Consider the following 13724-nt stretch of genomic DNA (forward strand, 5'->3'; position numbering starts at 1 on the left):
GCTGGAGGGTTCCTCCGCGTCAGCCGAACCACACGTCACCCTCCAAAGCCGTTGCAAAGCCCCTCACCCCAACCCTCTCCCCGCAAGCGGGGAGAGGGGGACCGAGGCGTCGCGGCATCCCTCCTTCTCCCCGCCTGCGGGGAGAAGGTGCCGGCAGGCGGATGAGGGGCAGACGAGAACAACGGACTTTGCCCGCAAGGCCCGGGAGCGACAGCGGACGACCATGACCGCCTCGCACGACGGCCGCCGCGGTCTCCCGCTTCTCCCCTCGGGGAGAAGTGCCGAACGAATGTAAGGCGATGAGGGGGGCCACCGCGAACGCCGAGTGCCGCCGCCCCCTCATCCGGCGCTTCGCGCCACCTTCTCCCCGGTGGGGAGAAGAGGAACCCGCGGTATCCCTACTCCGGCTCCTCCTCCACCAGCCGCAACAGCACCGCGCCCTCGCTGACCTGGTCGCCGGCCGCCACCGCCACCGTTTCGACCGTGCCGTCGCGCGGGGCGGTCAGCACCAGTTCCATCTTCATCGCCTCCATGGTCACCAGCGGGTCGCCCCTTGCGACCGTTGCCCCCGCAGCCACCTGGACGAGGCGCACGAGCCCGGGCATCGGCGCAGCGAGCACGTCGCCGCCGGCTTCGTCCTCCCCCTGCAGGCCGGCCGCTTCCTCGGCGTGGAAGACATGGCTCTCGCCCCCGGCAAAAAGCGTGATCTGCAACCCGTCGCGCACGACGGTCGCCTCGACGCTGCGATCGCCGAAATCGACGAGCACCCTTCCCTCCGCACCGCTCCGAATCGCAAGCGAGAGCCCGACATCGCCCACTGCGACATCGAATCGGCGGCCGTCCCCGGCTGCGACGCGGACCTCCAGCACCTGGCCCTCCTGCTCGATGAAGACCGATTGCCACGAAGCGCCCCACAGCCGGAAGCCGCGCAGGCGCTGCCAGGGATCGTCCTCGCCCGGAGGGTCCAGCAGGCCGAGTGCCGCGATCGCGGCCAGCGCCTGCACGCGCGCACTGGGTAAAGGGTTCGGCAGGAGCGTCGCGGCCTCCCGCTCGATCAGCCCCGTATCGACATCGCCGGCCGCAAAATGCGGCTCCCGGCAGAGCCGACCGAGAAAGCCCGCATTGGTCGTGACGCCTGCGATCCGGCATTGCGAAAGCGCCCCCGAAAGCCTACCGAGCGCCTCGGCGCGGTCTTTGCCGTGGGTGATCACCTTGGCGATCATCGGGTCGTAGAACGCGGTGATCTCGTCGCCGGCGCGCACGCCGGAATCGACGCGGATGCCGTCGGGAACGTCGAACCGCGCCAGCCGGCCGGTCGAGGGCAGGAAGTCGCGCGCCGCATTTTCGGCATAGAGGCGCGCCTCGAAGGCCCAGCCGTCGATCGAAAGCTCCGCCTGCGTCTTCGGCAATGGCTCGCCCGCAGCCACGCGCAATTGCCATTCGACCAGGTCAAGGCCAGTGATCGCCTCCGTCACCGGATGCTCGACCTGCAGCCGCGTGTTCATCTCCATGAAGAAGAAGCGGTCGGCCCGAAGCCCGCCGGAGACGTCGGCGATGAACTCCACCGTGCCCGCGCCGCTGTAGGAGATCGCCTGCGCGGCGCGCACCGCTGCCGTCCCCATCGCCTCGCGCATCTCCGCCGTCATCCCCGGCGCCGGCGCCTCCTCGATCACCTTCTGGTGCCGCCGCTGCGCCGAGCAGTCGCGCTCGAACAGGTGGACGACACCGCCGTGGTTGTCGCCGAACACCTGCACCTCGATGTGCCGCGGCTTGGCCATGTACTTCTCGACCAGCACGCGGCCGTCGCCGAACGAGGCCTCGGCCTCGCGCCGGGCGCTCGCAAGGGCCGCGGCGAAGGCCTCTGGCCGTTCCACCCGCCGCATGCCCTTGCCGCCGCCGCCGGCCCGCGCCTTGATCAGCACGGGATAGCCGACCGCCTCGGCCTGCGTGGAAAGGAATTCCGCTTCCTGGTTCTCCCCGTGATAGCCGGGCACCACGGGCACGCCCGCCTGCTCCATCAGCACCTTGGCCGCGTCCTTCAGCCCCATCGCCCGGATCGCCTGCGCCGACGGGCCGATGAAGACGAGCCCGGCCGCCGTCACCGCCTCGACGAAGTCGGGGTTCTCGGAGAGGAATCCGTAGCCCGGATGCACTGCCTCGGCGCCGCTTTGCCGGCAGGCCTCGATGATCGCACCGCTGTCGAGATAGCTGCGCGCCGCCTCCGCAGGCCCGATGCGATAGGCCTCGTCGGCCATCTGCACGTGCAACGCCGCGCGGTCGGCGTCCGAGTAGACCGCAACAGTGGCGATGCCGAGCTTGCGGGCCGTGCGGGTGATCCGGCAGGCGATCTCGCCGCGATTGGCAATGAGGATCTTCTTGAACATCGTCTCTCCCGGCTGTGCCCGGCCCGGTTGCAGGTCCTGTCATGTCCCCCGGCCCCGGGCAGAGCCGGGCCGGAAGGTTGCCATTGCCGTTACGCCGCACTCACTGCGCGGCGACCGCTTCGATCTCCAGCATCCACCGCTCGTCGAAGATGCCGCAGATCACCACCGTCATCGCCGGGGCGACGGCGCCGAGATATTCGCTGCGCAGCTCCCGGTTGGCGCCGGCATGCTGCCGGTCGGCCAGATAGGTCGTCAGCTTGACGAGATTGGACTTGTCCATGCCCGCCGCCTTCAGCTGCGCGTCGATGTTGCGCCAGACCTGGCGCGCCTGCGCCTCGAAGCCGTCGGGGACCTTGTCGTCGGAGTCCGCCGGTATCTGGCCGCTGATGAGGACCAGCCGGTCATACGCCTCGAGCTTCACCGCTTGCGAATACCCCCCGTGCGGGTCCGGTGCATTCTTCGCGTTGATGTTCTCCCGTTTCATGGTCGTCCTCCAGGGTTGGATCTACATGCGGAACAGGCCGAAGCGTGTGGGCTCGATCGGGGCATTGAGCGCGGCGGACAAGGACAGGCCGAGCACGTCGCGCGCCTTGCGCGGATCGACGATGCCGTCGTCCCAGAGCCGCGCCGAGGCATAGAGCGGATGGCTCTGGCGTTCGAACATTTCGATCGTCGGTCGCTTGAACTCCGCCTCCTCCTCAGTCGACCAAGCAGCGCCCGAGCGCTCGATCCCCTCCCGGCGCACCGTGGCCAGCACACCCGCCGCCTGCTCGCCGCCCATCACGGCGATGCGGCTGTTCGGCCAGGTCCAGAGGAAGCGCGGCGAATAGGCCCGCCCGCACATGCCGTAGTTGCCCGCGCCGTAGGAACCGCCGATCAGCATGGTGATCTTCGGCACGCCGACGGTTGCGACCGCCGTGACCAGCTTGGCGCCGTGCTTGGCGATCCCGTCCGCCTCGTACTTTCGCCCGACCATGAAGCCGGTGATGTTCTGCAGGAACACCAGCGGCACGGAGCGCTGCCCGCACAGCTCGATGAAATGGGCGCCCTTCAGCGCGGCCTCCGAGAACAGCACGCCGTTGTTGGCGACAATCCCCACCGGCATGCCATGGATAGCGGCGAAGCCGCAGACGAGCGTGGTGCCGAAGCGCGCCTTGAACTCGTCGAAGCGCGAACCATCGACCACGCGCGCGATCACCTCGCGCACGTCATAGGGCACCTTCGTGTCGGAGGGCACGAGGCCAAGGATCTCTTCCGGATCGTAGAGCGGCGCCTCGCCGTCGCCCTTTTGCGGCAGCGGTTGCTTGCGGCCGTTGAGATTGGCGGCGATCCGCCGCGCCAGCGCCAGCGCATGCCGGTCGTCGCGCGCCAGATGGTCGGCGACGCCCGAGAGCCTCGTGTGCACGTCGCCGCCGCCGAGGTCTTCGGCGCTCACCACCTCGCCGGTGGCAGCCTTCACCAGCGGCGGGCCGGCGAGGAAGATCGTGCCCTGGTTCTGCACGATCACGGTCTCGTCGCTCATCGCCGGCACATAGGCGCCGCCCGCCGTGCAACTGCCCATGACCACGGCGATCTGGGCGATGCCCTTCGAAGACATCTGCGCCTGGTTGTAGAAGATGCGGCCGAAATGGTCACGGTCGGGAAAGACCTCGTCCTGGTTCGGCAGGTTCGCGCCGCCGGAATCGACGAGGTAGATGCAGGGCAGCCGGTTCTGCTCGGCGATCTCCTGGGCGCGCAGATGCTTCTTCACCGTGATCGGATAGTAGGTCCCGCCCTTCACCGTCGCATCGTTGCACACGATCATGCATTCGAGCCCGGAGACGCGGCCGATGCCGGCGATCATGCCGCCCCCCGGCGAGGCACCACCATAGAGACCGTGCCCGGCCGCAATCCCGATTTCCAGGAAAGGCGAGCCGGGATCCAGCAACTGCGCCACGCGGTCGCGCGGCAGCAGCTTGCCGCGCCCGAGATGGCGTTCGCGCGCCTTCGCCCCGCCCCCCTCGAACGATAGCACGGCGGCTGCTTCGGTCGTCGCGATCGCCTCCAGCATCGCCGCCCGGTTGGCGGAAAACGCTTCGCTGCGCGGGGAAATACCGGACCGCAGAACTGCCATCACGCGGTCTCCTGGAAAATCTCTCTTCCCATCAGCATCCGGCGGATCTCCGACGTGCCGGCGCCGATCTCGTAGAGCTTGGCATCACGCAGCAGACGCCCGGTCGGGTAATCGTTGATGTAGCCGTTGCCGCCGAGCGCCTGGATCGCCTGCAGCGCAGCCTGCGTCGCCTGCTCCGCCGCATAGAGGATGCAGCCTGCGGCGTCCTTGCGCGCGGTTTCCCCCCGGTCGCAGGCGGCCGCCACCGCATAGACATAGGCGCGGGCGGAATTGAGCGCGACATACATGTCGGCGACCTTGCCTTGCATCAGCTGGAACTCGCCGATCGGCCGCTCGAACTGGCGGCGCTCGTGCGCATAGGGCACGACGACGTCGAGGCAGGCGGCCATGATGCCCAGCGGGCCGCCGGAGAGAACCACGCGTTCGTAGTCGAGGCCGGACATCAGGATGTTGACGCCGCGCCCCTCGCCGCCCATCACGTTCTCGGCCGGCACCTCGCAATCGGCGAATACCAGTTCGCAGGTATTGGAGCCGCGCATCCCGAGCTTGTCGAGCTTCTGGGCGGTCGAGAAGCCCTTGAAACCCTTCTCGACCAGGAACGCGGTGATGCCCCGCGGGCCGGCATCGGGATCGGTCTTGGCATAGACCACGAGCACGTCGGCATCCGGCCCGTTGGTGATCCACATCTTGCTGCCGTTCAGAACGAAGCGGTCGCCCCGCTTCTCCGCCTTCAGCTTCATCGACACCACGTCCGAGCCGGCGCCCGGTTCGGACATGGCGAGCGCGCCCACATGCTCGCCGGAAACGAGCTTCGGCAGATAGGCCGCCCTCTGCGCGTCCGAGCCGTTGCGCATGATCTGGTTGACGCAGAGATTGGAGTGCGCGCCGTAGGACAGGCCGATCGACGCCGAGGCCCGGCTGATCTCCTCCATCGCCACGCAATGGGCCAGATAGCCCATGCCCGCCCCGCCATAGGCCTCCGAAGCGGTAATGCCGAGCAGCCCGATATCGCCGAGCTCCCGCCACAGCGGCATGGGGAAGGCATTGCTGCGGTCGACCTCCGCCGCGATCGGCGCGATCCGCTCGGCGGCGAACCGCCGGACCGTGTCGCGCAGCGCCTCGACGTCTTCGCCGAGCCCGAAATTCATTCCGGCCGTATACATCCTCACATCCTCCCGCAGCGACCGCCCGGCATGGGTGCCAGGCATTGCCGGACCGCAGGAAGGCTGCACCCTGCGACAGTGCCCGACACAGCGTCGCGCCTCGTCGCCGGCCTGCCTCCCGCAGATCCGCCAGCGTTCCTCCCCGAACGCCAACTCCAGACATAGGGTGCCATTTTCTCGCGGGGAGAGCGATCCCCATTTTATCCCCAGCCCTTTTCGGCAGCCCGATCCCGGCGAAATCGCGGCCCCGAAACCGGCGTCGAAAAACGGTGAAAAAAGCTTCACAGAACCTATTGACGCCGCTCGGGCTTTTGTGGTCTATGCGCCCACATCGGATGGGCGTGTAGCTCAGCGGGAGAGCACTACGTTGACATCGTAGGGGTCACAGGTTCAATCCCTGTCACGCCCACCATTCGAATTCTAAATGTATCAAGGGCTTAGCGAGAGATCGCTGAGCCCTTTACATATTTCCCGGTAGGTTCAGTGAACCGCCACATGATGCTGGTGATATGGTGTTGGGCGATCTGCAAGTGACGACAGACGAGCCAGAAACAAAGCTCCTTTACAGCACCGCTGAGACAGCCGCACTCCTGAGCATATCGACCAAGACTCTTCGGGAATTCGTGCGGGCCGGGGAGATCGTCTATGTCCCCCTCGGCCGCGGGCAGAGCAAGCCGCGCCTAGGCTTTCACATCGACGACATCAATGACTTCGTTAGGGGACGCAGGACACGCGAGTGTCCGCCCGCCAGCACACAAATGGTCCGTACTGCGTCGATCTCCAAGTCTCCGGTCTACGACATTCTGGCGCTACGCGAACAGCGAAACGCAGAGAAACAGAAGAAGAAGGGCAAGGCGTAGCCCAGGGTGCCGCACTGCCCATGCAGGTAAGGTGCAGCACCGCTCAACTACCTCGACGACAGCGGCGTCCTATCATCCACTGCCGGCCGCATCCACTTAGGGTCCTCGCCAGTGACCCCTTTGATTGTTTCGCAAATGGAATCATTGAGATTCGTGAGTGCGCGGTAGTCCGCTCCTGACGTAGCCAGGTCTCGACTGGCCTCCATCATCATTTTGTGAAGCGCTGTGGCGCGGGTGACGAACTCCGCGCGCTCTGCGTCGTACAGGCTTTCTCTACGGGAGTGGCGTCGAGACATGGCCATATTCCTTCTTGCATTCTGGTGGGGCCGCATGCCTCATTGGCGTGATGGCATACCAAGAACAAAAATGGAACATGGAATCGCTGACTGAAGCGATTACACCCGAAGCGTTCGTAGCCAAGCTGAGGGAGGCAGGTATTGATATTTACGAGCGGAAGCTTAGAGAGACGGCGCGCGCTGGGCTTCGCTCAAAAAAAAGGAGCCGGGCGGCGGCCGGCAAGGAAAAGTCCGCCGCTCCATTTGACAATTCGAACGACGCTCGTACTCTGAAGGTATAGGCTTGTTCCGTTTTCACGGACTGTTTATCCGGGATACGGTGGCGGCACGGGAAGGAAGTAAGTGGGGTCTCCGATGACCGTCTATGTCGCCGAGATTTTCGGAAGCGGCATTGCCGCTTTTGACGCAGCCAGTGCACATGAAGCAAGAGCGCATCTGACTGACGAGGGGTTCCAGCGGGACCTGATCGTCATGCAGAGCAAGGGCCGTCCGCTATGGGACGGCGTCGCGGAGATCCACGTGCGGATAGCGACCCCGGAAGAGAGCGTGATTTGGCAGACTGGCCTAGCGACGGCAACTCAGTCGACCGATTTTCCCGGCGACAGAACTCGTCATGTCTTCCTTGTGCCCGTAGTCGACCCGTCTTTAGAAAGGTCCGTTGACGATGATGACGACGATGATCGTGACTGAATAAAGCGGTGCTCGGCGGTGCTCGGTGCCGCGTTCAACAGTGAGCTAGGATTGAGTTCTCGCTTTCAGTTCCCCGAGGCAAACATGCGCAGGTTTTTCGCTTTGGCCGCTCTTTCCCTTTCGATCCCTGCGAATGCTGGCGCGGACGTGGCTGTAGCTACGGGAAACCTCATGAGCGCCATGCTCGTCGAATGGATGGTCGCCCACTGCCAGCAAGATCAGATCCCGCCTGCCTCCATCAGTCTCGCCAGTATGGTGATTAACGGCTCGGAGAAGTCGGAAGTCGAACTTATGCGAGGCGCTGTGCATGACCATGTCAAGCGCACCTATTCGAACGATACAGCAGCCTGCGCAGCGCTCCTCTCAACGCTGAAGTGAATGCCCCGTCCGGGTGCGCCAGTTCAGGACCATGGCGTGCCGCACTTTGCGGCCCAACCACTTCCCGATGGCCGAGGCGGAGGCCCCCAAAGCCCCGGCGAGTGGTGCTATTCCAGCATGGATCGAGGCTTTCAAACCGAAGCCAATTGCCTCTCAAAAATGAGGAACGAGCGACCCGCTTTGGCGGGTTTCTTTTTACCGGCAAACTTCGCCCTATCAAGACGTTCAACCTCAAGCCCGTTTACCGAATGTTCAGATCCCGAGCGCACCGTCCCTGTAGGCGCGACATGTCACTGCGTACGCGCTGATTTTTCTCTGGCCCGCTTCGGCGGGCTTCTTTTTACCTACTGGCTGCGATCGTTTCGGTGTGTCAGCGGATATCTCTCTTGAGACCGCAGGCAGCCAGCGGGGTCTCCTCCCACTCGCCGGTGCAGATTGGCGACATGGCGGCTTATTGAAAGCTCTATGGCGGCGGTCACACCCGTTCACGGTTTTCTAGAGTAATTCTAATATACATCGTGGCCCAAGACGCGCATAGTGGGTCATCGTCCTATCTGCAACGGCACATGGCGACTGGGGGTCTAGGATCTCTCGCCCAACGGGAGATTAAAATGACCCAAGTTCCGCAGACCGATGGCACGCACGTGTTCCCTGACGACCATGATCAAAGGGGCAGCTTTTCGCCCGATGAACTGTCCTTGATTCACGAGATGATGAATGCGGCCGTGGCTGAGTGCGGCGTGTCTGCGCCTGGCGACACCGCTCACGCGCTCGGTCGTGCCGTGATTCGGCTCTTCCGCAATGGCGTACGGGATCCGGCAATAGCGGCGCAGATGCTCACCAAAGCATTCAAGAGAGCTTAGGTGCACGCAAGGGCGGCGGCTTCCAGCTTTTGTTTCTGGATATGTCTTTGTTAATGGCAGTGTTTGCGGCCCTCGAACACACTGTCGTCTGTCGGGCTTCATGAATGGACGAAGAAGATGGTAAGCATAAACTACGATGCCGCCGGCTATCCCATGTTTCCGGGGGGCAGTGAGTTCAACACGCAGTTCGGTCCTGATGACCTGAATCGACTTCAGGAACTGTTCGACGACTGCCTTAATCAGTGCCACCTTCCGGTCGACAGCGAAAGGGCGCGCATACTGGGACGGGCGCTTGTTCGCCTCTACTCCCAGGGACAGCATGATCCCGACTTGATACGGGCGCTGCTGGTACCGCCTTTTAGGCGGCATTCCTAGGCGGGAAGGGGTGAGCCTTCGAAAAAAAACTTCAGCAGTGGCTCTAGCGCGATTGTCAGCTTGGGAAGCTCGTGACGTTGCCGCGAAATCAATATGTTGCATGTGCAAACTTGCAAGACGCGCCCCTAACAGCGTCTATGGATTAGCGGCCCGCCGGCGCCCAGGTACCCGTGACCTGTAAAACCAGTTGGCACGCCCTATCCTCCATACAGGAGGAAGCCAATGTCCGAGATTTCCCCGCCCCGAACCCCGATCAGCATGGACCGCCTTCTCGAATGTGAGGAGGCGATAAAGGAAGAACTGCAGAATCTCGTCTGGCGAGCGGTGAAGGCGGGATGGGACGAGATCGAGGTCTGCACTGCGATCGCCACGCTGGCCGATCACCATATCCTTGCGGTCATGGAGAATCGGATGACGGAAACCGATCTAACTTGGGCGCGGAAGAAGCCGTGACCTGGCAGAAGAAATACCGATGGGTGCGAACCTGGGGCGATGAGACCGGCATCGACGGCAAGCCACACGAGGACTATCAGGGGTTCGACGGGGAGCAGAACGTCGGCCGGATATTCCTCGACCTCCAGACCTTGAAGGAAGGCCAGTGGCGGTGGGCCGGGGGCTTCATCCGTGGCGTGCCGGTTGCGATGCCGAATAGCGCGCATGGTCGAGGAATACTGGGACAGGCTGAAGGGGAAATGACGAATGTCGGATGAACAGCAGAACGGCAGCAAGCCGGCCGGCGTACACGTCGATCACTGGTGCCAGCATCCTGGATGCAAGAAGTGGGGATTCTTCGGCTACGACCGCGGCAAGGGTGCGACGGATTGGTGGTGCCTGGAGCATCGCCCGGTGGAAGGCGGGAAGCACCAATAGCAGATAGATTGCTTCACTAAGGAACAACAGGACCCCGAGCGTGTTTCCTACACCGCGGAGGTCAATGCCCCTCCCTCCGCAACACGGAATCTGCCCGTCGTTTTCACCCAACGCGACGGGCAGCTTCTTGCGTGAACGATCCGATTCCTCGCCGCAGACTAACCTTTGCCGATGATCACCAGCCCAATGCGCCGGATCGCATCGGCGAATGTCACGCCGAGCACCATCCCGCCGATGCCGATCACGCCGAGTGCGCCGATCCCCATCAGCTTCCAGCGCTTCACGTCGTCGGTGACCGGCTTCATCTCGGAGACGTCCTCTTTCATCTCGGACATGCCCGTCTCGAGGTGACCGACGCGCGACACGATCTCGTCCATCCGCTTGTGGACCACCGCCCGGCTTTCAGCCGATTTGTCCTCGGATCGCTGCCCACTCTCCTCGATCCGCCGCAGGGATTGCTGCAGCCCGCGCATCCCCTCGGCGAGTTCGCCAAGCTGACGGTGTACATAGGCATCCTCATTTGGCGACATCTCTGCTCCTGGTTGTCACGGGATATTGACGCCCGCGACACGAATTTCCATCTTAGTATCGTTTTTCGGGGCGCCACGGGCTGACGCCCCGAAGAGGGAGAAACGTCATGATCCATCGTCACCTTCCGAAGGAAGGCTTCATCGATCCTGCTGGTCTCTCAATGCTGGGGGACGTGTTCGACGAAGTGTGCCGGCAACGGCAAATCGTGGCTGAGAGCGAGGCAGCGTTCGCTTTGGCCAAGCACTTGCTCAGCCTTTACCAGCAGGGCATCCGCAATCGCGAGAAACTGCTCGCGATAGTGGAACCACCCGATCAGGACTTGTTCGCGGGCGCGATGTAAGTCAGCATGGCCGGCAGCAGCGTCGTGATGGCGTAGAGCGCAAGATAGCCGTACCAGGGCGTGCCTTCCGGCATGAACGGCAGGCCGATGGTTCCGGTTGCTGCACCGCCGGCTGCTGCTGCGATGGCTTTCGAGATTTTCTGCATGGTCGTGCTCCTTATTCGGCGGATTTGGCTTCGCGCAGGGCGAGCGTGATGGCGGCATAGGCCTCGGCAGCCTTCACCAGCGCCGTCGCGGCGGTGACGCTCTCAGGGGCCGCGCAGACGGCTTGCAGAGCGGAGAAGGCCGCGGCCTCCTTGCGGACGGTGGACTCCTTGATATCGCCGGTGCTGGCGACGATGACGAAGGCGGAGTGAGCGGTTGCTGCGGCAGAGCAGATCTGCGGCAGGTTCTTCTTGATGGCCCCGTCGATGTTCGAGGTGGTGGTGCAGGCGGACAGGGCAATCGCCGCCGCCGCGATGATGAGGTATCGCATGGGTTGATCCTTTTCAGGGTTTGATGAAGAGGGCACGTTCAGATGCGCGGCGGTTGACGAGGCCCTTGAGAACCCGCCCGCCCGCCTTGTTCCAGACGATGAACTGATCTGCTGCCCCGGCCCGATCACCGGCATTCAGCTTCTTGACGAGCGTGGATTTCGAGAACGCGCTGACGCCGATGTTGAAGGCCAGCGAGACGAGCGCGTCGAACTCGTTCTGGTTCAGCGGCACCTTGACGGCGGAGCGAACGCCGGCTTCGAATGTCTTGAGGTCACGCGACAGGATTTCATCGCTCTCCGCTGCGGTGATCTTCATGCCTCTGACGACCTTCGGCGGCCCGGCGGCACTCGTATGCCCGACGCCGATCGTCCACGGCTCCCCGCCCGTCGCCGGGTCCGGATATGCCGTGAGGACGTTGTCCTCGTGCGCTGTGATGGCCTTGCGGCCGGCGGCGCTGGTCGTCATCTCGCCAGAGGATTTCGGTGCATCCGTCTTTTCGCGGAGCCGCGCCCATGTCTTGGGGCCAGCGATGCCATCGACTGGCAAGCCTTCCGCAATCTGGAATATCCGGACGGCGGCCTTGGTCTTCGCTCCGGGGATGCCGTCGGCCGGACCAGGGTTATAGCCAAGCACGGTCAGGCGCCGCTGGAGGTCCAGCACGGTCGTGTTCATGGTGATGATCCTTGGAAAGTGTTGCAGGGGTGCACTCGACGTCTTCCGACGCGAGGTGTTTCAATGCCGATCTCAAGAGAGGTGCTGGCGATGGCGTATGATTGGGACGCTCAGCGCGCCGGGCGCGCGAGGCTATTCAAACTGGTTTTTGTAGTGGCAGCGGCGACGTTCACTGTCGGACTTCCAGTTGGGCACGTCCTGGTGGCTCTGATGTCCGACTAGTCACAGCCTCACGCAAGGTAAGCCTCTTAAATGGACAGCGTTCGACCGCACTTCGAGCACTCGCGCAGGCTTTCCCTCCCGCCAAGAGGGGAACCTGCGCCTTCCCCTCCCAGCGCTATACGCAACCGCGCGCAGGTGGAGCGGCGATTGTGCTGGGTGTATCTTTCATCCTAAGCGGACGCGTCTCAGCTAGGGTCTGTCGGACGGAACTGCGACAGATTGAGACGCGCGCGTGACAATGAGAGCCCCGTGGCCCCCGCGGGGCTCTTTTTGTGCTTCATGCGCCGTTGCACGGGCCACCGGTCGTCGGTGGCCGTCAGCGAACAACTGGCGGATGGTGGTTGTACGAATGCAAAAGAGGTAGAATGATAGGGCGCTGAAATGTTGCAGCTTTTGATACCGTATAAAGATGCGACAAAGCCCGCGTGAGACTGAGCCCCGTTCTCCCCGAGCGGGGCTTTTCTCTGTCACAGTTTTTTTGCTTTTAATGAGCTGCAAATCCTGCCTGGCCATGTCCATGATGATTTCTTTGATGCGAGGGAACTTCAGTTGGGCAACGGCGTTTAGTGACGTCGTCCATGGAGGATGCAACGATGTATGACGGGTTTGTGGAGTTGTCAGTCTTCGGAATTGCGGCGCTGTTTGTGTTCCTGGTGATCCTGTTAGTCTGATGTCGCAACGGCGACGATATCGGTCCAATCGACGTCTGCAGCGCCACGTGCAGCGAAAGTTGAAGTTGCGGCTTGCACGGCAGCCTTGGCGGAAAGGCGTCGCGTCTCGATCATGGCGGAAACGCTACTCCAAGCGGCAGCTTGCGCGAGGATCTCAACTGCCTTCTCGGCACGCGTCACATCGAATGCGGCTGCCTCGCCGGAAATATGCGGCGTAAGCTCGTGCGCTATAGCCGGGTTGGCTTGCAGAGCCTCCGCCTCGCGCCGCTTCTCCTGATAGATCATGTCCTGTCCGGGCGCGTCGGTGATGAACAGCAGCCGGATTTCCCCGGCGCCTCGATCGATATCCGCCTGCAGCTTCAGCTTCAGCGTCGACAGATCATCGCGAACGTCAAACCGCATAGGTCGCCTCGATGGTGATGGTTCGGGGAATGTAGGGAAAAGGCGGAGCGAAATCGAAAACGTAGCGGCCGGGAATATCGGTGGTGAAGGCGAACAGATCGTCAGCCGTAACGTCCGTCTCGCCCCGAAAGGTGATAGTGGTGCCGACCGGCAGGGGAACCGTCACTTCCTCCTGAGCGTCAGCAGCGATCGTGAAGCTGAAGGCGCCAGCAAGTGTCGGGCGGGGCTCCGGCGCGCCTGCGACCATATAGTGCGTCTCGCCGTCGACCGCTTCCGAGTAGACGTAGTGATCAGGCCACCCGTCGAGTTGGTTAGCCACACTGTCCGCAGGGGAACAAAGGCCAGAGCACATCACCTCCCCGGTCTCCGGGTCGTAGATCGAGTAGTATGATTGGTTCGTGTTCTGCACCATGGGTGC

Annotated in this window: 18 protein-coding genes and 1 tRNA gene; 9 read left to right on the plus strand and 10 right to left on the minus strand. The window is 63.3% G+C overall.

The features are described 5' to 3' along the window. Positions 1-398: 398 nt before the first annotated feature. The 4 genes from GGQ64_RS12550 to GGQ64_RS12565 all read right to left on the minus strand — a co-directional run bounded on the left by GGQ64_RS12550 (position 399) and on the right by GGQ64_RS12565 (position 5645). On the minus strand, positions 399-2384 hold the full coding sequence (locus GGQ64_RS12550) for an acetyl-CoA carboxylase biotin carboxylase subunit (RefSeq protein ID WP_183804667.1): 1986 nt from the start codon (positions 2382-2384) through the stop codon (positions 399-401). A 100-nt stretch (positions 2385-2484) separates the two neighbouring features. Next, positions 2485-2868, minus strand: a complete 384-nt coding sequence (locus tag GGQ64_RS12555; RefSeq protein WP_183804669.1) for a RidA family protein — start codon at positions 2866-2868, stop codon at positions 2485-2487. 21 nt (positions 2869-2889) lie between these two features. After that, a complete protein-coding gene (locus tag GGQ64_RS12560; RefSeq protein WP_183804671.1) occupies positions 2890-4497 on the minus strand; it encodes a carboxyl transferase domain-containing protein in 1608 nt (535 codons plus the stop codon). Further along, positions 4497-5645, minus strand: coding sequence for an isovaleryl-CoA dehydrogenase (locus GGQ64_RS12565; protein ID WP_183805442.1), 1149 nt, complete (start codon positions 5643-5645; stop codon positions 4497-4499). The genes GGQ64_RS12560 and GGQ64_RS12565 overlap by 1 nt, the downstream gene beginning before the upstream one ends. Positions 5646-5997: 352 nt before the next feature. On the opposite strand from GGQ64_RS12565, the gene GGQ64_RS12570 reads away from it, so the two are divergent. The 8 genes from GGQ64_RS12570 to GGQ64_RS12610 all read left to right on the plus strand — a co-directional run bounded on the left by GGQ64_RS12570 (position 5998) and on the right by GGQ64_RS12610 (position 9992). Further along, positions 5998-6072: transfer RNA gene (locus GGQ64_RS12570), tRNA-Val, on the plus strand. Positions 6073-6175: 103 nt separating this feature from the next. After that, positions 6176-6520, plus strand: a complete 345-nt coding sequence (locus GGQ64_RS12575) for a helix-turn-helix domain-containing protein (protein ID WP_183804673.1) — start codon at positions 6176-6178, stop codon at positions 6518-6520. A gap of 650 nt (positions 6521-7170) precedes the next feature. Next, on the plus strand, positions 7171-7506 hold the full coding sequence (locus tag GGQ64_RS12585) for a hypothetical protein (protein ID WP_183804677.1): 336 nt from the start codon (positions 7171-7173) through the stop codon (positions 7504-7506). A gap of 171 nt (positions 7507-7677) precedes the next feature. After that, entirely contained in the window at positions 7678-7884 is a 207-nt protein-coding gene (locus GGQ64_RS12590; protein ID WP_183804679.1) for a hypothetical protein, read from the plus strand. Between the two features lie 611 nt (positions 7885-8495). Beyond that, entirely contained in the window at positions 8496-8747 is a 252-nt protein-coding gene (locus tag GGQ64_RS12595; protein WP_183804681.1) for a hypothetical protein, read from the plus strand. A 597-nt stretch (positions 8748-9344) separates the two neighbouring features. Next, positions 9345-9575 carry a hypothetical protein gene (locus GGQ64_RS12600; RefSeq protein ID WP_183804683.1) on the plus strand — a complete coding sequence of 77 codons (231 nt, stop codon included), beginning with the start codon at positions 9345-9347 and terminating at the stop codon, positions 9573-9575. Continuing rightward, complete coding sequence (locus GGQ64_RS12605; protein WP_183804685.1) at positions 9572-9832, plus strand: hypothetical protein; 261 nt, start codon at positions 9572-9574, stop codon at positions 9830-9832. Before GGQ64_RS12600 ends, GGQ64_RS12605 begins: the two co-directional genes overlap by 4 nt. Beyond that, a complete protein-coding gene (locus GGQ64_RS12610; protein ID WP_183804687.1) occupies positions 9822-9992 on the plus strand; it encodes a hypothetical protein in 171 nt (56 codons plus the stop codon). Before GGQ64_RS12605 ends, GGQ64_RS12610 begins: the two co-directional genes overlap by 11 nt. Positions 9993-10150: 158 nt before the next feature. On the opposite strand, the gene GGQ64_RS12615 is transcribed toward GGQ64_RS12610, so the two are convergent. After that, complete coding sequence (locus GGQ64_RS12615) at positions 10151-10522, minus strand: DUF1515 family protein (RefSeq protein WP_183804689.1); 372 nt, start codon at positions 10520-10522, stop codon at positions 10151-10153. Positions 10523-10629: 107 nt separating this feature from the next. On the opposite strand from GGQ64_RS12615, the gene GGQ64_RS12620 reads away from it, so the two are divergent. After that, positions 10630-10863: a hypothetical protein gene (locus GGQ64_RS12620; protein WP_183804691.1), complete on the plus strand. Its 234-nt coding sequence runs from the start codon at positions 10630-10632 to the stop codon at positions 10861-10863. Here GGQ64_RS12620 and GGQ64_RS12625 read toward each other — a convergent pair. From GGQ64_RS12625 to GGQ64_RS12645, 5 genes are all read right to left on the minus strand, one after another. Continuing rightward, positions 10836-11009 (minus strand): hypothetical protein, encoded by a 174-nt coding sequence (locus tag GGQ64_RS12625; protein ID WP_183804693.1) that lies wholly within the window; start codon positions 11007-11009, stop codon positions 10836-10838. The genes GGQ64_RS12620 and GGQ64_RS12625 overlap by 28 nt on opposite strands. 11 nt (positions 11010-11020) lie before the next feature. Beyond that, the gene (locus tag GGQ64_RS12630; protein WP_183804696.1) at positions 11021-11338 is read right to left on the minus strand and encodes a cell wall anchor protein; all 318 of its coding nucleotides are present in this window, start codon (positions 11336-11338) and stop codon (positions 11021-11023) included. Positions 11339-11351: 13 nt separating this feature from the next. Then, entirely contained in the window at positions 11352-12011 is a 660-nt protein-coding gene (locus GGQ64_RS12635) for a glycoside hydrolase family protein (protein ID WP_183804698.1), read from the minus strand. An 884-nt stretch (positions 12012-12895) separates the two neighbouring features. Further along, on the minus strand, positions 12896-13306 hold the full coding sequence (locus GGQ64_RS12640) for a hypothetical protein (protein WP_183804700.1): 411 nt from the start codon (positions 13304-13306) through the stop codon (positions 12896-12898). After that, on the minus strand, positions 13296-13718 hold the full coding sequence (locus tag GGQ64_RS12645; protein ID WP_183804702.1) for a hypothetical protein: 423 nt from the start codon (positions 13716-13718) through the stop codon (positions 13296-13298). The genes GGQ64_RS12640 and GGQ64_RS12645 overlap by 11 nt, the downstream gene beginning before the upstream one ends. Positions 13719-13724: the final 6 nt, after the last annotated feature.

It is taken from the genome of Mycoplana azooxidifex (assembly GCF_014196765.1).
Classification (GTDB): Bacteria; Pseudomonadota; Alphaproteobacteria; order Rhizobiales; family Rhizobiaceae; genus Mycoplana; species Mycoplana azooxidifex.